Annotated in this window: 19 protein-coding genes; 12 read left to right on the forward strand and 7 right to left on the reverse strand. The window is 53.3% G+C overall.

Annotation, left to right across the window (positions count from 1 at the left end; genetic code table 11):
- Nucleotides 1-273: 273 nt before the first annotated feature.
- Genes hemY through hemC form a run of 4 tightly spaced genes read right to left on the reverse strand, consistent with a single transcriptional unit; the run spans nucleotide 274 to nucleotide 4360 of the window.
- Entirely contained in the window at nucleotides 274-1473 is a 1200-nt protein-coding gene (hemY, locus tag NNO02_RS02175) for a protoheme IX biogenesis protein HemY (RefSeq protein WP_271441037.1), read from the reverse strand.
- Nucleotides 1474-1475: 2 nt separating this feature from the next.
- Entirely contained in the window at nucleotides 1476-2660 is a 1185-nt protein-coding gene (gene hemX, locus NNO02_RS02180) for a uroporphyrinogen-III C-methyltransferase (RefSeq protein ID WP_271441005.1), read from the reverse strand.
- A gap of 21 nt (nucleotides 2661-2681) precedes the next feature.
- On the reverse strand, nucleotides 2682-3422 hold the full coding sequence (gene hemD, locus NNO02_RS02185; protein ID WP_271441006.1) for a uroporphyrinogen-III synthase: 741 nt from the start codon (nucleotides 3420-3422) through the stop codon (nucleotides 2682-2684).
- Nucleotides 3419-4360 (reverse strand): hydroxymethylbilane synthase, encoded by a 942-nt coding sequence (hemC, locus tag NNO02_RS02190; protein WP_271441007.1) that lies wholly within the window; start codon nucleotides 4358-4360, stop codon nucleotides 3419-3421. The genes hemD and hemC overlap by 4 nt, the downstream gene beginning before the upstream one ends.
- Before the next feature lie 395 nt (nucleotides 4361-4755).
- Between hemC and cyaA the strand changes: the two genes are divergently transcribed.
- Entirely contained in the window at nucleotides 4756-7302 is a 2547-nt protein-coding gene (cyaA, locus tag NNO02_RS02195) for a class I adenylate cyclase (RefSeq protein WP_202039645.1), read from the forward strand.
- A gap of 75 nt (nucleotides 7303-7377) precedes the next feature.
- Here cyaA and cyaY read toward each other — a convergent pair whose 3' ends face one another.
- Nucleotides 7378-7698: an iron donor protein CyaY gene (cyaY, locus tag NNO02_RS02200; RefSeq protein WP_271441008.1), complete on the reverse strand. Its 321-nt coding sequence runs from the start codon at nucleotides 7696-7698 to the stop codon at nucleotides 7378-7380.
- Between the two features lie 137 nt (nucleotides 7699-7835).
- Here cyaY and lptM point away from each other — a divergent pair, with 137 nt between their 5' ends.
- The 8 genes from lptM (at nucleotide 7836) to corA (ending at nucleotide 14896) form a co-directional block, all read left to right on the forward strand.
- Nucleotides 7836-8039: an LPS translocon maturation chaperone LptM gene (lptM, locus tag NNO02_RS02205; RefSeq protein ID WP_005133315.1), complete on the forward strand. Its 204-nt coding sequence runs from the start codon at nucleotides 7836-7838 to the stop codon at nucleotides 8037-8039.
- 36 nt (nucleotides 8040-8075) lie between these two features.
- Nucleotides 8076-8900: a diaminopimelate epimerase gene (dapF, locus tag NNO02_RS02210; RefSeq protein ID WP_040230073.1), complete on the forward strand. Its 825-nt coding sequence runs from the start codon at nucleotides 8076-8078 to the stop codon at nucleotides 8898-8900.
- Nucleotides 8897-9604, forward strand: coding sequence for a DUF484 domain-containing protein (locus NNO02_RS02215; RefSeq protein WP_271441009.1), 708 nt, complete (start codon nucleotides 8897-8899; stop codon nucleotides 9602-9604). Before dapF ends, NNO02_RS02215 begins: the two co-directional genes overlap by 4 nt.
- The gene (xerC, locus tag NNO02_RS02220) at nucleotides 9601-10503 is read left to right on the forward strand and encodes a tyrosine recombinase XerC (RefSeq protein WP_271454124.1); all 903 of its coding nucleotides are present in this window, start codon (nucleotides 9601-9603) and stop codon (nucleotides 10501-10503) included. The genes NNO02_RS02215 and xerC overlap by 4 nt, the downstream gene beginning before the upstream one ends.
- Nucleotides 10503-11219: a 5-amino-6-(5-phospho-D-ribitylamino)uracil phosphatase YigB gene (gene yigB / locus NNO02_RS02225; protein ID WP_271454125.1), complete on the forward strand. Its 717-nt coding sequence runs from the start codon at nucleotides 10503-10505 to the stop codon at nucleotides 11217-11219. Before xerC ends, yigB begins: the two co-directional genes overlap by 1 nt.
- 88 nt (nucleotides 11220-11307) lie before the next feature.
- On the forward strand, nucleotides 11308-13470 hold the full coding sequence (uvrD, locus tag NNO02_RS02230) for a DNA helicase II (RefSeq protein WP_045449113.1): 2163 nt from the start codon (nucleotides 11308-11310) through the stop codon (nucleotides 13468-13470).
- Nucleotides 13471-13734: 264 nt separating this feature from the next.
- Nucleotides 13735-13791, forward strand: coding sequence for a YsgD/CorL family protein (ysgD, locus tag NNO02_RS02235; RefSeq protein WP_212723238.1), 57 nt, complete (start codon nucleotides 13735-13737; stop codon nucleotides 13789-13791).
- Nucleotides 13792-13945: 154 nt separating this feature from the next.
- A complete protein-coding gene (corA, locus tag NNO02_RS02240) occupies nucleotides 13946-14896 on the forward strand; it encodes a magnesium/cobalt transporter CorA (protein WP_003017920.1) in 951 nt (316 codons plus the stop codon).
- An 88-nt stretch (nucleotides 14897-14984) separates the two neighbouring features.
- On the opposite strand, the gene rarD is transcribed toward corA, so the two are convergent.
- Nucleotides 14985-15878, reverse strand: a complete 894-nt coding sequence (rarD, locus tag NNO02_RS02245) for an EamA family transporter RarD (protein WP_271449822.1) — start codon at nucleotides 15876-15878, stop codon at nucleotides 14985-14987.
- Nucleotides 15879-15929: 51 nt separating this feature from the next.
- Nucleotides 15930-16397: an acyl-CoA thioesterase YigI gene (gene yigI, locus NNO02_RS02250; protein ID WP_005133301.1), complete on the reverse strand. Its 468-nt coding sequence runs from the start codon at nucleotides 16395-16397 to the stop codon at nucleotides 15930-15932.
- A gap of 165 nt (nucleotides 16398-16562) precedes the next feature.
- Between yigI and pldA the strand changes: the two genes are divergently transcribed.
- From pldA to rhtC, 3 genes are all read left to right on the forward strand, one after another.
- Nucleotides 16563-17432, forward strand: coding sequence for a phospholipase A (gene pldA, locus NNO02_RS02255; RefSeq protein ID WP_271441015.1), 870 nt, complete (start codon nucleotides 16563-16565; stop codon nucleotides 17430-17432).
- A gap of 87 nt (nucleotides 17433-17519) precedes the next feature.
- Nucleotides 17520-19349: an ATP-dependent DNA helicase RecQ gene (gene recQ / locus NNO02_RS02260; protein WP_271441016.1), complete on the forward strand. Its 1830-nt coding sequence runs from the start codon at nucleotides 17520-17522 to the stop codon at nucleotides 19347-19349.
- Nucleotides 19350-19412: 63 nt separating this feature from the next.
- Nucleotides 19413-20033, forward strand: coding sequence for a threonine export protein RhtC (gene rhtC, locus NNO02_RS02265; RefSeq protein WP_271441017.1), 621 nt, complete (start codon nucleotides 19413-19415; stop codon nucleotides 20031-20033).
- Nucleotides 20034-20040: the final 7 nt, after the last annotated feature.

The following is a 20040-nucleotide window of genomic DNA, read 5'->3' on the forward strand; positions in this document are numbered from 1 at the left end:
TGCTCATTCCATCTCTTATGTTCGCCATCAGGCCTCATAAACTCAGGAATGATGCAGAGCCGTTTACGGTGCTTATCGTCCACTGACAGATGTCGCTTTAGCTTCATCAAACACCATGGACATAACGTTGAGTGAAGCACCCATTTATGTTGTCATACAGACCTGTTTAGCGCCTGCTCCAAAAGAGCGGGCGTTTTTTTATGCATATCCGTCCGGAATGATTTTGTGTATGCGGTAGGCCCGGTAGGCGAAGCGCCACCGGGCAAGGGGGAATTACTGCGGGGGATTGTTGTTCTGCAGCGTCAACATCAGGCCATCACGACGCATTGTTGCGGCCTCTTCCGGCTGATGTAGTCTGTCCAGCGCGTCAGCAAGCCAGGCGTAGTCGTATGCATCCGGGCGTTGTTTAAGCGCGGCACGGAAGGCGAGCGTAGCTTCCTGCCATTCACCGTGCTTCATCAATGACTGACCAAGCGTACTCCACAGCAGTGGGCGGTCGCCCACCACTTTAATTTGCTGGCGCAGCACTTTTTCTATCTGTTCCGGGTTGTTGGTTTTCAGACGTGGGATCGGCAGCACCAGGCGGTCGTCATACTGACGTTTCAGACCATCGATGATGATTTGCTGTGCCGTATCGTGATCGTCACACTCAATCAGATGTTCTGCCATCGCCACCTGTAGGGCAACCTGCTGACGAGTCTTACGGCTCTGGTTTTTCCACCATGCGCGTAATCCCTCGCTGCCCTGATCGGCGCGAACCTGATCCATCAGACCCACCCATGCCTGCTGTTCCAGCATCGCACGGTGTTCTTCATCACCCACATGCGCCTTCGCCATTGATGGAATGATATCCAGCAAAGAACTCCACGCACCGGTGCGAATGTAAGCCTGTTCAGCCAGGCGCAAGACTTCCGGATGGCGTGGCGTCACTTCCAGCAGTTTGTCTACACTGTGGCGTGCGGCATGGTTTTCATTACGGGCCAGCTGCAAACGAACACGGGCGATTTCGACCGGGATCGTATCATTTCCGGCGAGTTCGGCTGCGCGTTCAAGGTGTTGATTAGCGCGAGCTTCATCACCACGCTGCTGAGCCGCTTCTGCCGCCAGAAGGTAATTCACCACCGGTTGTTCTGCGTGATCGGCATTTTTTGACATCAGCTTTTCAACCTGCTGATAGTCGCCTTCTGCCAGTTTAAGCAGCGCCTGCTCGGTCTGCTTGCGCGCACGACGGCGTTTACGCCCCACAAACCAGCCGCGGGTATGCGCACCCGTACGGAATATACGGCGCAGCAGCCACTCAATCGCAAAAAGAATAACCATTGCGACGATCAGAATGATCACCAGACCTGTCACGCTGGTTTCGATGTTGTAGTTATCCGTCTGGATCAGAACATAACCCTGATGACCAGCAATCATCGGACCAACGACGATCCCGGCGATCAACAGCACAAAGAGTAATAATACTTTTAGCATCATTATTCTCCCTGCGGCGCGGTTGCCGGAGCATCTGCCTGAGGTACTGGTGCAGGTGCGGCTTCAGCCGGTGATGTGGATGGCTGGGCCAGCAAATTACGCACGCGAGTCTGCATTAGCTTCTCAAGAACAGCCTGGCTCTGAAGTGTTTCCGGTACGTCCATGCTGATGCTTTGCTGGCTCAGTTGATCGACCTCTTCAAGGAACGCTTTTGTCGCTGCATCGTCAGTGTCGTAATAGGCGCGAACCCACGTGGAGACATTTTCCAGCGCCTGGCGGTATGTTTCTTCCTGATGGCGAGGAACGGCTTGCGCCGCTACGAGCAGGCGTGAGCGGATGTTCTCACGTAAGTAAACATCCTGGTTTGGCGCCAGTAGCGGGACGGCGGTTTCATCACGACGGCGAATGGTGATAAAGCTGTCCATAAAGTTCTGCCAGCTTTTTTGTAGATTGACGCGCCATTCGCTAATGGAGCTGGAAAGCTCGCTGCTGTCCGAATCCATCGGTGAATCATCGGTATCGTTATCAGCCAGACGCAGGTTATCAATTTGGTTAGCGAGCTGGTTTACCTTGAGGATAATGCCGTCATAGTCGACCTGAGTTACCGCAGAGAGGCTGGCGATATCGTCGGTAATCGCGCGACGAGCGGCAATTAAACTGGGGTCATTCATGTCAGCCAGGCTGGCGTCGGCGCTTTTCAGCAACGCTGCGGCGGTGGTAACGTCCTGATCGCTCCATAATTTACGCCCCGCCAGTTTCACCAGAAAATCGGCCTGCGCCAGCAGCCAGGTTTTGGCATCGCTTCCGGAGATAGTGGCGATTTTTTGCTGAACCTCATCAAGCTGTTTGGCCAGCGCAGTCTGCTGGCGATTGGCTTCATCCAGCTGTGTTGCCTGCTGCTTAATAATGCCTTCCAGCTCAGTCTTTTGGGTTTCTTGCGCTTTTTGCAGCGCCATGAGCTGGTTTGCCAGCGCATCACTGGTTGCTGTCTGCGTAGTGGCCTGCTGCTTCCCCCAGCCATACAGCCCCACGCCTGCCGCCAGCGCAATAGCAATCGCCACAGCGCTCAGAATCAGTGCGGTACTGTTCTTACTCTTTTTTTCAGTGTTGTTGACTGGCTGTGATGTGGTGTCCACGGCCTCCCTGGTCTCTTCAACCACGGCGGAGGTTTTTTCTTGTTCCGTCATTATGGCATCCCATTATGAGAGTTATTGTAATGCGCGTAGTAGCGCATCGTTGTCGGCGTTATCAGCGACCTTAATATCTTGCCAGCCCAGTTCCCGGGCGAGGTTCGCCAGACGCTCACTGACGACCAGCAGCCGACAGCGTAGTAACCAGTGCTCACGATACCACTGCGGAATAAGCGCCCAGAGCTGCTGTAGCATCTCTCCGCTGGTGACAACCACTGTTTTCACACCGCGTGATTGCCAGCGCATCGCTTCCTCTGCACCATCGTAATGTTTTGCACTGCGTTGATAACATTCACAAAAATCAACATCGGCTCCGCGCGTTATCAGGGTTTCACCGATCAACTCCCGACCGCCGTTGCCACGTAAAATCAGCGCGCGTTTTCCCGCAATATTTTGTAATTCAGGTAATTGTAGCAAGACTTCGCTAATTTCCCGATCCAACGGATAGTGAATATTGCATCCGCTCACGGTGTGCAACGCCAGCGCCGTTGTACGGCCGATGGCAAAATAGCGCGGGAGAGTGGACCAACTTACCCCTTGCCGCTGAAGTTGAGCATCGGCAAAGGTCACGGCGTGCTGTGAGAGAGCAAAAACCAGATCGTTTTCGGTGAGCGCCGAAAGACGGGGAGCCAGCGTTGGCAGTTCCCGGCCCGGCGCGAACTCAATAAGCGGAAAACTCCAGGCCACCTGCCCCAGTGTGCGCAGACGGCTCACTAACTCTTCCCCTGCGGGAGATGGGCGGGTGACCAGAATACTCATGCGGGGGCATCTCCGTTATAAACTTCAGCCAGAATGGCGCGTGCACCGTTTTCCAGCAGTTCTTCTGCCAGAGATATACCCATTTTTTCCGCATCCTGCGCAGCGCCACGACGTTCTCCACATACCATCTGTGAACCATCTGGCGCACCGACTAACGCGCGTAGCCAAATCTCACCGTTGATGAGTTCCGCATAGCTGCCGATAGGAACCTGACATCCCCCTTCGAGGCGGGTGTTCATGGCGCGTTCTGCTTTTACGCGCAGGGCTGTTTCTTCATGGTTGAGTGGCGCTAACAGTGCCTGAGTGCGCTGATCGTCGAGTCGACATTCGATACCCACAGCGCCTTGTCCGACCGCAGGCAGAGACACTTCTGGTGCCAGTGCTGCGCGGATTCGTGACTCCAGCCCTAAGCGTTTTAATCCAGCGACGGCCAGAATAATGGCGTCGTAGTCACCGTTGTCCAGTTTACTCAGGCGAGTACCTACGTTGCCGCGCAGCGAGCGGATGATGAGATCCGGGCGCTGTTTTGCCAATTGGCACTGGCGACGTAAGCTGGACGTTCCAACGATGCTCCCTGCTGGCAGCTCATCCAGCGTGTTGTATTTATTTGAGACGAAAGCATCACGCGGATCTTCACGCTCGCAAATAGTGACCAGCCCAAGACCTTCAGGAAATTCGACCGGCACATCCTTCATGGAATGCACGGCGATATCTGCGCGTTTTTCCAGTAGCGCGACTTCCAACTCTTTAACAAACAAGCCCTTACCCCCGACTTTTGCCAGTGGGGTATCCAGAATCACGTCGCCACGGGTCACCATGGGAACCAGTTCAACGACCAGACCGGGGTGGTTTGCCATTAAGGCGTCTTTGACATAATGTGCCTGCCAGAGCGCAAGGGGGCTTTGGCGTGTGGCAATTCTCAAAACATTGTCTAACATGCTTGTTACCGTCATTATCAATCATTGACCATCCTAACATCCTTATCAAAGGGATGTCAGCGTTACGCTCAAACGTAAGTGAGAGGAAAAGGCGCTGCATCATCACTGGCAGTGATTAATGACGAGAAACCTCCCGACCGTATGAAGGAATTTACACGTAACGAACGGTGCTACACTTGTATGTAGCGCATCTTTCTTTACGGTCAATGAGCAAGGTGTTAAATTGATCACGTTTTAGACCATTTTTTCGGCTGTACTCCCTAAAAAAATAGGGGTGAAAAAACGGTAACGGTTATTTTTGACATACGGTTTATCCGAATTGCTGAAGATTGTTGATGAGCGCTTGCGCCGCAGCAATCGACAACATGATGGATAGCAACATCAGGCGATACGTCTTGTACCTCTATATTGAGACTCTGAAACAGAGACTGGATGCCATAAATCAACTGCGTGTGGATCGCGCGCTTGCTGCCATGGGACCTGCCTTCCAGCAGGTATACAGTCTGCTGCCGACATTATTGCACTACCACCACCCACTGATGCCGGGTTACCTCGATGGTAACGTTCCCAAAGGCATATGCTTTTACACGCCTGATGAAACCCAACGCCACTACCTGAATGAGCTGGAACTGTACCGCGGTATGTCACCGCAGGACCCTCCAAAGGGCGAACTGCCGATCACCGGCGTTTACTCTATGGGCAGCACCTCTTCCGTAGGGCAAAGCTGTTCCTCTGACCTCGATATTTGGGTCTGCCATCAATCCTGGCTGGATAGCGAAGAGCGGCAGTTGCTGCAACGTAAATGCAGCCTGCTGGAAAGTTGGGCCGCCTCGCTGGGCGTGGAAGTCAGTTTCTTCCTGATTGATGAAAACCGTTTCCGCCATAATGAAAGCGGCAGTCTGGGTGGTGAAGACTGTGGCTCGACGCAGCATATTCTGCTGCTTGATGAATTCTATCGCACCGCTGTGCGCCTCGCAGGTAAGCGTATTCTGTGGAATATGGTGCCTGGCGATGAAGAAGAGCATTACGACGATTACGTCATGACGCTCTACGCGCAGGGGGTGTTAACGCCAAACGAATGGCTGGATCTGGGTGGACTCAGTTCGCTTTCCGCCGAAGAGTACTTTGGTGCCAGCCTCTGGCAGTTGTACAAGAGTATCGATTCCCCGTACAAAGCGGTGCTGAAAACGCTGCTGCTGGAAGCCTATTCCTGGGAATACCCCAATCCACGCCTGTTGGCGAAAGACATTAAACAGCGCCTGCACGACGGCGAGATTGTCTCTTTTGGTCTCGACCCATACTGCATGATGTTGGAACGTGTAACCGAGTACCTCACTGCGATTGAGGATCCAACACGTCTTGATTTAGTGCGTCGATGTTTCTACTTAAAAGTCTGTGAGAAACTGAGCCGTGAACGCGCCTGTGTGGGCTGGCGTCGTGAAGTGTTAAGTCAGTTAGTACAAGAGTGGGGTTGGGATGAAGCCCGCCTGACAATGCTGGATAACCGCGCTAACTGGAAAATTGACCAGGTACGCGAAGCGCACAACGAACTGCTCGATGCAATGATGCAGAGCTATCGTAATTTGATTCGTTTTGCGCGCCGCAACAATCTTAGCGTCAGCGCCAGTCCGCAGGATATTGGCGTGCTGACCCGTAAGCTGTATGCCGCATTTGAAGCCTTGCCCGGCAAAGTGACGCTGGTGAACCCGCAGATCTCACCGGATCTCTCAGAACCCAATCTGACCTTTATCCACGTGCCGCCAGGTCGCGCCAACCGTTCGGGTTGGTATCTCTACAACCGCGCACCTAACATGGATTCGATCATCAGCCATCAGCCGCTGGAATATAACCGCTATCTCAATAAGCTGGTGGCGTGGGCATGGTTTAACGGCCTGCTGACATCGCGTACGCATTTGTTTATTAAGGGTAACGGTATTGTCGACTTGCCGAAGCTGCAGGAGATGGTCGCCGATGTCTCGCACCACTTCCCGCTGCGTCTGCCGGCACCAACGCCGAAAGCGCTGTACAGCCCGTGCGAAATTCGCCATCTGGCAATTATCGTCAACCTCGAATATGACCCGACGGCGGCGTTCCGCAATCAGGTCGTGCATTTTGATTTCCGTAAGCTGGATGTCTTTAGCTTTGGCGAAGAGCAAAATTGTCTGGTGGGTAGCGTAGATCTGCTGTATCGCAACTCGTGGAATGAAGTGCGAACCCTGCACTTCAACGGCGAGCAGGCGATGATTGAAGCGTTAAAAACGATTCTGGGCAAAATGCATCAGGATGCCGCGCCACCGGATAGCGTTGACGTGTTCTGTTACAGCCAGCATTTGCGTGGTTTAATCCGCACGCGTGTCCAGCAACTGGTGTCTGAGTGCATCGAACTGCGCCTGTCCAGTACGCGCCAGGAAACTGGGCGCTTCAAAGCGCTGCGTGTTTCCGGTCAGACGTGGGGCCTGTTCTTCGAACGTCTAAACGTCTCGGTGCAGAAACTGGAAAACGCCATTGAATTCTATGGCGCGATTTCGCACAACAAATTGCACGGTCTTTCCGTTCAGGTTGAGACCAACCATGTGAAATTGCCGTCGGTGGTGGACGGTTTTGCCAGCGAAGGGATCATTCAGTTCTTTTTTGAAGAGACGGGTGATGAGCAGGGCTTTAACATCTACATTCTGGACGAGAGTAACCGTGTCGAGGTGTATCACCACTGTGAAGGCAGTAAAGAAGAGCTGGTGCGGGATGTCAGCCGCTTCTATTCATCGTCGCACGATCGCTTCACTTACGGCTCCAGTTTTATCAACTTTAACCTGCCGCAGTTTTATCAGATTGTGAAAACTGACGGGCGCGCGCAGGTGATCCCGTTCCGCACCCAGCCGATTAGTCCAGTCCCACAAACCAGTCAGGATAACGACACGCCGCTGTTGCAGCAGTATTTCTCGTGAGTTAACTTTCCCGGATGCATGACGCTTATCGGGCCAGAGTAGGCCGGATAAGCGAAGCGCATCCGGCACTAAAACTTAACGGAAGCTCACCTCTTCACCCGCCTGCAGCGTAGCAGCCTGTTCCAGCAGATCCCAGAACGTTTCGCCGCTGCGGTCGCAAATCCACTCGTCGCCTTTCAGGTCAAAATGGTAACCGCCCTGTTTAGTGGCCAACCATACCTGGTGCAGCGGTTCCTGACGGTTAATGATAATTTTGCTGCCATTTTCGAAGCTGATAGTCAGTACGCCACCGTTGATCTCACAATCGATATCGCTGTCGCCGTCCCAGTCGTCCAGACGCTCTTCAATGGTCATCCACAGGGTGTCGGCAAGGCGATGAAATTCACTGTCGTTCATTTTTTTATCCTGTTTTTCGTGATGGTCGCAGTATAACGCGGAATAAATCACGTTGCAGTTTTTAGCCAAACTCTTGCTTTTACGCCTTCTCCTGCGATGATAGAAAACAGAAAGCATGAACTTACAGGCAATCCATAATGAAAAACGTGTTTCAGGCACTCGCTGTACTTTTTACACTGTTCAGCCTGACGGGCTGTGGTCTGAAGGGACCTCTCTATTTCCCGCCAGCAGACAAAAACGCGCCGCCTCCGACGAAGAGCATTCAGTCGCCAGCACAATCTACGACGCCGGATAAAAACGATCGTGGAATCAGTGATGGACCTTCTCAGGTGAATTACTGACGGTAAGTTTCTGTACCCGCGTGAACGGAGTAAACAATGCAATTCTCTAAAATGCATGGCCTTGGCAACGATTTTATGGTCGTCGACGCGGTAACGCAGAATGTCTTTTTCTCACCCGAGCTGATCCGTCGTTTGTCTGACAGGCATCTGGGTGTTGGGTTCGATCAATTACTGGTCGTCGAGCCGCCTTACGATCCGGAGCTGGATTTCCATTACCGCATTTTCAATGCTGATGGCAGTGAAGTCTCGCAGTGTGGAAATGGCGCTCGTTGCTTTGCCCGTTTTGTGCGCCTGAAAGGGTTGACGAATAAGCGTGATATTCGTGTCAGTACCGCGAATGGCCGCATGGTATTAAGCGTAACGGACGATGAGCTGGTGCGGGTCAACATGGGAGAACCCAACTTTGAACCCTCGCAGGTCCCTTTTCGTGCCAATAAAGCAGAGAAGACCTATATTATGCGAGTGGCCGAGCAGACAGTATTGTGCGGCGTGGTTTCAATGGGGAATCCGCATTGCGTGATTCAGGTTGATGATGTTGATACGGCCACGGTGGAAACTCTGGGGCCGGTTCTGGAAAGCCATGAACGCTTCCCTGAGCGCGCCAATATCGGCTTTATGCAAGTGGTCAAACGTGAGCATATCCGACTGCGTGTTTATGAGCGTGGCGCAGGTGAAACGCAGGCTTGTGGCAGCGGCGCGTGTGCGGCTGTCGCTGTCGGTATTCAGCAGGGCCTGCTGGCAGATGAAGTGAGGGTGGAATTACCGGGCGGTCGACTTGATATCGCCTGGAAAGGTCCGGGTCATCCGTTATATATGACTGGCCCGGCGGCACATGTCTACGACGGATTTATTCACTTATGAAGCAACCAGGGGAAGAACTACAGGAAACGCTCATGGAACTGGACGACCGGGCGGTCGTCGATTATCTGCAACGTAATCCTGAGTTTTTTATCCGTAATGCTCAAGCGGTTGAAGCGATGCGCGTCCCGCACCCGGTGCGGGGCACGGTCTCTTTAGTTGAATGGCATATGGCTCGGGCACGTAATCATATCAACGTGCTGGAAGAGAACATGGCGTTGTTGATGGAACAAGCGAATGCCAACGAAAGCCTGTTCTATCGACTGTTAAATCTGCAAGGACGACTGGTGTCCGCGAACAGTCTCGATGACATGCTGATGCGACTTCATCGCTGGGCGCGTGAGTTAGGACTGGCGGGAGCGACGGTTCGTCTGTTTCCGGATCGCTGGCGACTTGGTGCTCCCTCGAAATTTACCCATCTGGCATTAAGCCGTCAGGCTTTTGAACCGCTGCGCATTCAGCGTCTTGGTCAGTCACAGCACTACCTTGGACCACTCCACGGCCCGGAACTGTTAATCATGATGCCGGAAGCGAAAGCCATCGGCTCGGTGGCAATGTCGATGTTGGGGCAAGATGGCTCACTTGGTGTCATGTTGTTCAGTAGCCGTGATGCCAATCATTACCAGCAGGGGCAGGGCACGCAGTTATTGCAGGAAATTTCGCTGATGTTGCCGGAACTGCTGGAGCGTTGGATTGAACGCGTATGACCGATTCACCTCTTTCTCAGGATGTGACGCGCTTTTTACGTTATCTGGGCGTTGAGCGCCAGCTTAGCCCGATCACATTGCTAAATTATCAGCGTCAGCTTGATGCCATCATTGCGTTAGCCGGAGAAACCGGTCTGCAAAGCTGGCAGCAGTGTGATGCGCTCATGGTTCGTAGTTTTGCCGTACGTAGTCGCCGTAAAGGGCTGGGACCTGCCAGTCTGGCGTTGCGCCTGTCTGCACTGCGCAGTTTCTTCGACTGGATGGTTAATCAGGGCGAGCTGAACGCTAATCCGGCAAAAAGTGTTTCCGCGCCGAAAGCGCCGCGCCATTTACCTAAAAATATTGATGTTGATGATGTTAATCGCCTGCTGGATATCGATCTCAACGATCCCCTCGCAGTGCGCGACCGGGCAATGTTAGAAGTGATGTACGGCGCAGGGCTGCGTCTGTCTGAACTGGTTGGGCTGGATATTAAACATCTCGATCTTGATACTGGCGAAGTGTGGGTGATGGGCAAGGGCAGTAAAGAACGCCGTCTGCCGATTGGCCGCAATGCGGTGACGTGGATTGAGCACTGGTTGGATCTGCGCGGACTGTTTGGCCGCGATGAAGATGCGCTGTTCCTGTCAAAACTGGGCAAACGCATCTCTGCGCGGAACGTGCAGAAACGCTTTGCTGAATGGGGTATCAAGCAGGGGCTGAACAGCCACGTACATCCCCACAAATTGCGCCACTCTTTTGCGACACATATGCTGGAGTCGAGCGGCGATCTTCGCGGTGTGCAGGAGTTATTGGGACATGCCAACCTCTCAACGACCCAAATCTATACCCATCTTGATTTTCAACACCTGGCTTCAGTGTACGATGCGGCGCATCCACGCGCCAAACGGGGGAAATAATGCGTTTTTACCGGCCTTTGGGGCACATTTCTGCGCTCACCTTTGACCTTGATGACACTCTTTACGATAACCGTCCCGTTATCACACGCACCGAGCAGGAAGCGCTCGCTTTTGTCCAAAATTACCATCCCGCGCTGCGCGCGTTACAAAATAGCGACCTCCAGCGCTTACGCCAGGTTGTGCGCGACGCTGAGCCGGAAATCTACCACGATGTTACCCGTTGGCGTCATCGTGCCGTCGAGCGCGCTATGCTGGAAGCTGGGCTGTCGACAGCAGAGGCGCTGATGGGGGCGAACGCGGCGATGATGAATTTCGCCAAATGGCGTAGCCGTATTGACGTCCCGCAGACAACGCATGACACGTTAAAGGCCCTGGCTCGCAAATGGCCGCTGGTGGCGATCACCAACGGTAATGCGCAACCAGAGCTGTTTGGTCTGGGGGATTACTTTGAGTTTGTGCTGCGTGCGGGCCCGGATGGGCGATCAAAACCGTTCAGCGATATGTACTCGCTGGCCGCGGAAAAACTGAATCTGCCTGTGGGGGAAATCCTGCATGTGGGTGATGACCTGACGACAGACGTCGCCGGTGCCATTCGTTGCGGTATGCAGGCTTGCTGGATCAAACCGGAAAATGCCGACCTGATGCAGACTGCAGATAGCCGTTTGCTGCCGCATATCGAAATTTCACAGTTGGCATCTCTGACCTCGCTGATATAATCACCAACAGAACTCTGTATATATACCCAGCTTTTTGGCGGATGGCGCTACGCTTATCCGCCCTACCTACTTTTACGCGGCGGTGCCAATGGACGTTTCTTACCTGCTCGACAGCCTTAATGACAAACAGCGTGAAGCGGTGGCCGCGCCACGCAGCAACATGTTGGTTCTGGCGGGCGCGGGGAGTGGTAAAACGCGTGTGCTGGTGCACCGTATTGCCTGGTTACTGACGGTTGAGAACAACTCGCCGTACTCCATTATGGCGGTGACGTTTACCAACAAAGCGGCGGCAGAAATGCGCCACCGTATTGGTCAGATCATGGGAACCAGCCAGGGCGGTATGTGGGTGGGGACGTTCCATGGCCTGGCACACCGTCTGCTGCGTGCACACCATATGGATGCGAATCTGCCGCAGGATTTCCAGATCCTCGACAGCGAAGACCAGTTGCGTCTGCTTAAGCGCCTGATCAAAGCAATGAATCTGGATGAGAAGCAGTGGCCACCGCGTCAGGCGATGTGGTTCATCAACAGCCAGAAAGACGAAGGGCTACGTCCGCACCATTTACAGAGCTATGGCAACCCAGTTGAGCAAACCTGGCAGAAAGTCTATCAGGCCTACCAGGAAGCGTGTGACCGCGCGGGGCTGGTGGATTTCGCCGAGCTGCTGCTGCGCGCCCATGAACTGTGGCTCAACAAGCCGCATATCCTGCAGCACTACCGCGAACGCTTTACCAATATCCTGGTGGACGAATTCCAGGATACCAACAACATTCAGTACGCGTGGATCCGTCTGCTGGCGGGTGACACCGGTAAAGTGATGATCGTGGGTGATGACGACCAGTCAATTTACGGCTGGCGCGGCGCGCAGGTGGAAAACATCCAGCGCTTCCTCACTGACTTCCCCGGCGCAGAAACCATCCGTCTGGAGCAGAACTACCGTTCGACCAACAACATCCTCAGCGCGGCCAACGCCCTGATTGAAAACAACAACGGGCGTCTGGGTAAAAAGCTGTGGACCGACGGCGTCGACGGCGAACCGATCTCTCTGTATTGCGCATTCAACGAACTCGATGAAGCGCGCTTTGTGGTCAACCGTATCAAGACCTGGCAGGACAACGGCGGCGCGCTGGAACAATGCGCCATTCTGTATCGTAGCAACGCCCAGTCGCGCGTACTGGAAGAGGCGTTGTTACAGGCCAGCATGCCGTACCGTATTTACGGCGGTATGCGCTTCTTTGAACGCCAGGAAATCAAAGATGCGCTCTCTTACCTGCGTTTGATCGCTAATCGCAACGATGATGCCGCGTTTGAACGCGTGGTGAATACGCCAACCCGCGGGATTGGCGATCGTACTTTAGATGTGGTGCGTCAGACCTCGCGTGACCGCCAGTTGACGCTGTGGCAGGCATGTCGTGAGTTGCTACAGGAAAAAGCCCTTGCCGGTCGTGCTGCCAGCGCGCTACAGCGTTTTATGGAGCTTATTGATGCCCTGGCGCAGGAAACGGCCGATATGCCACTGCATGTGCAAACAGACCGGGTGGTGAAAGACTCCGGCCTGCGCATGATGTACGAGCAGGAGAAAGGCGAGAAAGGCCAGACACGTATCGAAAACTTAGACGAACTGGTCACAGCAACACGCCAGTTCAGCTACAACGAAGAAGATGAAGATTTAATGCCGCTGCAGGCATTTCTCTCCCACGCCGCGCTTGAAGCGGGCGAAGGGCAGGCGGATACCTGGCAGGACGCGGTACAGCTGATGACCCTGCACTCGGCGAAAGGCCTTGAGTTCCCGCAGGTGTTTATCGTGGGGATGGAAGAAGGTATGTTCCCCAGCCAGATGTCGCTGGACGAAGGTGGTCGTCTGGAAGAAGAACGCCGTCTGGCCTATGTCGGCGTCACCCGTGCTATGCAGAAGCTGACACTAACCTATGCCGAAACGCGCCGTCTGTACGGCAAAGAGGTGTACCATCGCCCATCGCGCTTTATCGGCGAACTGCCGGAAGCGTGCGTGGAAGAGGTTCGCCTGCGTGCCACCGTCAGCCGCCCGGTCAGCCATCAACGGATGGGAACGCCAATGGCGGAGAACGACACCGGTTATAAGCTTGGCCAGCGCGTGCGCCATGCCAAGTTTGGCGAAGGCACTATCGTCAATCTCGAAGGCAGCGGTGAGCATAGTCGCCTGCAGGTGGCGTTCCAGGGGCAGGGCATCAAATGGCTGGTGGCGGCCTACGCCAGACTGGAAACGGTGTGATCGGTTCTGCTTTGCCGGATGGCGACGCTGTAGCGCCTTATCCGGCCTACAGACCGGGTACATTTTTATTTGTAGGCCGGATAAGGCGAAGCCGCCATCCGGCTATCTGTCGGTTAATATTCTGAAATCATAGATAAATAATTCCCCTCTGCTAACCTTTCTGTATAAGGGGAAATTATTACTTTTTCGCCATCCGTTGCGTGTTGACGTCAAAATTTTGCTGGCGTAACATGCGCGCACGATTACGCTAAGAGGACATTCGCCTTGGACACACCCAGTAGATACTGGCTCATTATCCTGTCATCCAGGATCAACTCCTAAGGCTATCCCTTTTTGCTGATAGCCTTCGCGGTTGTCAGCGACCTTCTGTTTTTTCCCGTCGCGCTGAGTCAGGCTGTTTAATGGTCTGAAACCCAATTTGTTTCTGTGTGCCCACCGAACTGTCCGATAATTTTTTGCATTGGGAGTCCCGGTCATGCTGAGCGCATTTCAACTGGAAAACAATCGTTTAACTCGCCTTGAGGCAGACGAGATCGAGCACCTGGCCAGTTCGGTTTGGGTCGATTTAGTCGAGCCGGATGACGAAGAACGAAACCGTGTGCAAAAGGACTTGGGCCAGAATCTGGCTACGCGCCCTGAACTGGAAGACATCGAAGCATCCGCACGTTTTTTTGAAGACGAAGACGGTCTGCACATTCACTCCTTCTTCTTTTATGAAGATGCCGACGATCATGCGGGTAACTCAACCGTCGCATTTACCATTCGCGAAGGTCGCCTGTTTACTCTGCGCGAGCGCGAACTGCCGGCTTTCCGCCTGTACCGCATGCGTGCGCGTAATCAGGCGATGGTGGATGGCAACGCCTATGAGCTGCTGCTCGACTTGTTCGAAACCAAAATTGAACAGCTGGCGGATGAAATAGAAAACATCTATAGCGATCTGGAAAAACTCAGTCGTGTGATCATGGAAGGGCGTCAGGGTGATGAGTACGACGAAGCGCTGTCCACGCTGGCGGAGCTGGAAGATATCGGCTGGAAGGTACGTCTGTGTCTGATGGATACCCAGCGCGCACTGAACTTCCTGGTGCGCAAAGCGCGTCTGCCGGGTAGTCAGCTGGAGCAGGCGCGTGAGATCCTGCGCGATATCGAGTCCCTGTTGCCGCACAACGAATCACTGTTCCAGAAAGTTAACTTCCTGATGCAGGCGGCGATGGGCTTTATCAACATCGAGCAGAACCGCATCATCAAGATCTTCTCGGTGGTTTCTGTCGTGTTCCTGCCGCCGACGCTGGTCGCTTCCAGCTACGGGATGAACTTTGAGTTTATGCCAGAGCTGCACTGGAGCTTCGGTTATCCTGGCGCGATTGTCTTTATGATGCTCGCAGGTCTGGCGCCGTATCTGTACTTTAAGCGCAAGAACTGGCTGTAATGATATGCCGGATGGCGCTTCGCTTATCCGGCCTACAAAAGCACATCTCCGTAGGCCGGATAAGGCGTAGCCTCCATCCGGCACTTCTTCAGTTCCGACGTACCCGTCTTTGCGTATAAATTGCATCCATCACGAAAATTGCCAGCGCTACCCAGATAAAGGCGAAGGTGACCATTTTATCCGCTCCCGGCACTTCACCGTAGAACGTTACCGCCAGCAGGAACATCAGCGTTGGCCCGATATACTGGAAAAAGCCCAGCGTGGACAGACGTAAACGGGTTGCCGCTCCGGTAAAGCACAGCAGTGGGATAGTGGTCACGACACCCGCAGCAATCAGTAGCAGATTGAGTGACATGGGGTTCTGACCCATATGGCTGGTCGGGCTGTCTGCGATACCAAACAGATAGATGGCCGCAATGGGCAAGAGCCACAGAGTTTCGATCAGCATGCCGGTTTGTGCTTCGACAGCGATTTTCTTGCGTACCAGACCATAAAAAGCAAAGCTGAATGCCAGCCCCAGCGCGATTATTGGCAGCGATCCAAAGGTCCACAGCTGTACCAGTACGCCGCAGGCGGCTAACAGTACTGCCAGCCACTGCATACGGCGGAAGCGTTCTCCGAGGAAAATCATCCCCAACACGATATTTACCAGTGGGTTAATAAAGTAACCGAGGCTGGCTTCCAGCATATGGTGGTTATTGACCGCCCAGATAAAGAGCAGCCAGTTTCCGCCGATTAGGACCGCCGAGAGCGCCAGCAGAAAAATCTTCTTTGGCGTTTGCAGCAGCGTTTTGACACCTGACCATTGGCGACTAACGCTCATCAGCGCCACCATAAAGAAAAATGACCAGATGACGCGGTGCGTCAGGATCTCATCCGCCGGGACGTAGTAAATCAGTTTGAAGTAGGCGGGAGCGATACCCCAAATAAAATAGGCAGCAAGAGCGAGTAACACGCCCTGCCGCGTTTGTTTAGCATCCATTGGGAGAACTCATTGCAGAAAAGTAACCGTAGTTTACCTTTTTTCAGGCGCTTACCCCACCATATAAGTGGCAGTTGCACTGGCGATATAAAGCTGTTCTTCGTTGTGCAGTTCCACCCGCGCGACTGCCACTTTATTGCCTGCTCGCAGCAGACTGCTGGTGGCCGTAAAGCGATTTCCTCTGCCTGGTCGCAGGTAATCAACGCGCAGATCGATGGTGCCCATTCGTGACATTCGCTGGCGTAGCTCGTCCTCGCTGATGGTTTCGTGGCGGGTTAGCGTACTGCCAACGCACACCAGCCCGGCGGCAACGTCCAGCGCTGAGGCGATCACCCCGCCGTGCAGGATGCTTTGTGCCCAGTTACCCACCATCATCGGTTGGTTATTAAACGCTAATTGCGCAAATTCTTTTTCATAACGTTCCAGTTCCAGCCCCAATGCCCGATTAAACGGCATATGATAGACAAACATTTCACCCACTAATTTAAGGGCTTGCTCAGCAGTAAGAACAGCAGACATACGATCCCGACACCTTATTGGTTAATGAAATGTTGATATTATGCTTATTATTTGTTGTTTTCTACTTTAGGACGGGATAACTAACGAGGAACTAGCTAAGTATGTAGAATACTTGGCAGATAATTATACAATTCATCAATATTTTGGTTCAGGAGAACACTACCGATGCGGGCGATTCTGGGTTGGTTACTACCAGCAGTCATGCTGCCGTTGACCGCGTATGCGCAGGAAGCGACAGTGAAAGAGATTCATGATGCACCAGCAGTGAGAGGCAGTATTATCGCCAATATGCTGCAAGAACACGATAATCCTTTCACGCTGTACCCCTATGACACCAACTATCTCATCTACACCAATACCAGCGACATGAACAAAGAGGCGATCAGCAGCTATAACTGGTCGGATAATGCGCGCAAAGATGAGGTTAAGTTTCAGCTAAGCCTGGCATTTCCGCTTTGGCGCGGGATTTTGGGCCCGAATTCAGTGCTCGGTGGTTCATATACTCAGAAATCCTGGTGGCAGCTTTCTAATAGTGAAGAGTCTTCACCGTTTCGTGAAACTAACTACGAGCCGCAGCTGTTTCTGGGTTTCGCCACGGATTATCGCGTTGCTGGCTGGACGCTACGTGATGTCGAAATGGGCTATAACCATGATTCAAATGGGCGATCCGATCCCACCTCGCGCAGCTGGAACCGTCTGTACACTCGCCTGATGGCTGAAAATGGCAACTGGCTGGTGGAGGTTAAACCGTGGTACGTCATCGGTAGCACCGACGATAACCCCGACATCACCAAATATATGGGCTACTACCAGCTTAAAATGGGTTATCACCTCGGTGATGCCGTCATCAGCGTGAAAGGCCAGTACAACTGGAATACCGGTTACGGTGGTGCTGAAATCGGTGCGAGTTACCCGATCACTAAGCATGTTCGCTTTTACACCCAGGTCTATAGCGGCTACGGCGAATCGCTGATCGACTACAATTTCAATCAGACGCGTGTGGGTGTGGGTGTGATGCTTAACGATATCTTCTGATAGGTTTGATAGCATTTTAATCATTGCAGTTTCTCTCTCAGGCGCTGAAAATAGCGCCTGTTTTTCTTTAAGGCTAATGGGGTTAATGTGGCGCAGGCGGAAGTGTTGAATCTGGAAATGGGCGCTAAACAGGTTTTGCAGGAAACCTTTGGCTACCAACAGTTTCGCCCTGGTCAGGAAGAAATCATCGATACTGTGCTCTCTGGTCGCGACTGCCTGGTCGTCATGCCGACCGGTGGTGGTAAATCCCTGTGCTATCAAATCCCCGCATTATTGCTGAACGGACTCACCGTAGTTGTCTCGCCGCTTATTTCCCTGATGAAAGATCAGGTCGACCAATTATTAGCAAACGGTGTGGCGGCGGCGTGTCTGAACTCTACCCAAAGTCGTGAACAGCAGCTTGAGGTCATGGCTGGCTGTCGCAGCGGGCAAATTCGGTTGCTGTACATTGCGCCCGAACGTTTGATGCTGGATAACTTCCTCGAACATCTGGCGCACTGGAATCCGGTATTGCTGGCCGTTGATGAAGCACACTGCATCTCACAATGGGGGCACGATTTCCGCCCTGAATACGCCGCGTTGGGTCAATTGCGTCAGCGTTTCCCGACGCTGCCGTTCGTGGCGCTGACCGCGACTGCGGATGACACCACTCGCCTGGATATTGTGCGCTTGCTGGGGTTGAACGATCCGCTCATTCAGATCAGCAGTTTTGACCGGCCGAACATCCGCTACATGTTGATGGAGAAGTTTAAGCCGCTCGATCAACTGATGCGCTATGTACAAGAACAGCGCGGCAAGTCCGGCATTATTTACTGTAACAGCCGCGCGAAGGTCGAAGACACCGCAGCGCGTCTGCAAAGTCGTGGTATCAGCGCGGGTGCCTATCATGCTGGACTGGAAAACAGTGTACGTGCCGAGGTGCAGGAAAAATTCCAACGCGATGACCTGCAAATCGTGGTGGCGACCGTAGCGTTCGGGATGGGAATCAACAAACCTAACGTACGCTTTGTGGTGCATTTTGATATCCCGCGTAACATCGAATCTTATTACCAGGAAACCGGCCGTGCCGGGCGCGATGGCCTGCCTGCGGAAGCGATGCTGTTTTACGATCCCGCTGATATGGCATGGTTACGGCGTTGCCTGGAAGAGAAACCAGCCGGGCAGTTACTGGATATTGAACGGCATAAACTCAATGCGATGGGAGCGTTTGCCGAGGCGCAAACCTGTCGTCGTCTGGTATTGCTGAATTATTTTGGTGAAGGGCGTCAGGAGCCGTGCGGCAACTGCGATATTTGTCTCGATCCGCCAAAACAGTACGATGGTTTAATGGATGCGCGTAAGGCGCTGTCGACAATCTACCGCGTCAACCAACGCTTTGGTATGGGGTATGTCGTGGAAGTCTTGCGCGGAGCCAATAACCAACGTATTCGCGAGCTGGCTCATGACAAGCTGCCGGTCTATGGCATTGGTCGTGAACAGAGCCATGAACATTGGGTGAGTGTGATCCGCCAATTGATTCACCTTGGTCTGGTGACGCAGAATATTGCCCATCACTCTGCGTTACAGTTAACCGAAGCCGCACGACCGGTTCTGCGTGGCGAAATCTCGTTACAACTTGCCGTGCCGCGTATTGTGGCGCTGAAACCGCGTGCGATGCAGAAATCCTTCGGTGGCAACTATGACCGCAAACTGTTCGCCAAATTGCGTAAGCTGCGTAAGGCGATTGCCGATGAAGAAAATATCCCGCCGTATGTGGTTTTCAACGATGCGACGCTGATAGAAATGGCCGAGCAGATGCCGGTTTCTCCGAGCGAAATGTTAAGCGTCAACGGCGTGGGCATGCGTAAACTTGAGCGTTTCGGCAAAGAGTTTATGGCGCTTATTCGTGCGCACGTTGATGGCGACGACGAAGAGTAGTCAGCCGGGCAAAAAAGTGCCAGGATGGTGACTCACTGAACTATTCCCCCGCGAGTCATTTTTATGTTAACGCTATTTTTCACCGTTGCGTTGGTGCATATCGTTGCACTGATGAGTCCCGGTCCCGATTTTTTCTTTGTCTCTCAAACGGCTGTGAGCCGTTCGCGTAAAGAAGCGATGATGGGTGTGCTGGGTATTACCTGTGGCGTCATGGTATGGGCTGGCGTGGCACTGCTCGGTTTACACCTGATTATCGAAAAAATGGCCTGGCTGCATACCATTATTATGGTCGGCGGGGGGCTGTATCTGTGTTGGATGGGCTACCAGATGCTGCGCGGCGCGTTTAAAAAGCAGAATGTTGCGACTCCAACACCACAGGTTGAACTGGCACAGAGCGGGCGCAGCTTTTTAAAAGGTCTGCTCACCAACCTGGCGAACCCTAAAGCCATTATCTACTTTGGCTCCGTGTTCTCATTGTTCGTTGGCGATAACGTAGGAACGGGCGCGCGCTGGGGGATCTTTGCCCTAATCATCGTGGAAACGCTGGCGTGGTTTACCGTGGTCGCCAGCCTGTTTGCACTGCCGAAAATGCGTCGTGGTTATCAGCGTCTGGCGAAGTGGATCGATGGATTCGCTGGCGCACTGTTCGCGGGCTTCGGTATCCATCTGATCATTTCGCGCTAAGTCGGTT

It is taken from the genome of Citrobacter sp. Awk 2 (assembly GCF_028069815.1).
Classification (GTDB): domain Bacteria; phylum Pseudomonadota; class Gammaproteobacteria; order Enterobacterales; family Enterobacteriaceae; genus Citrobacter.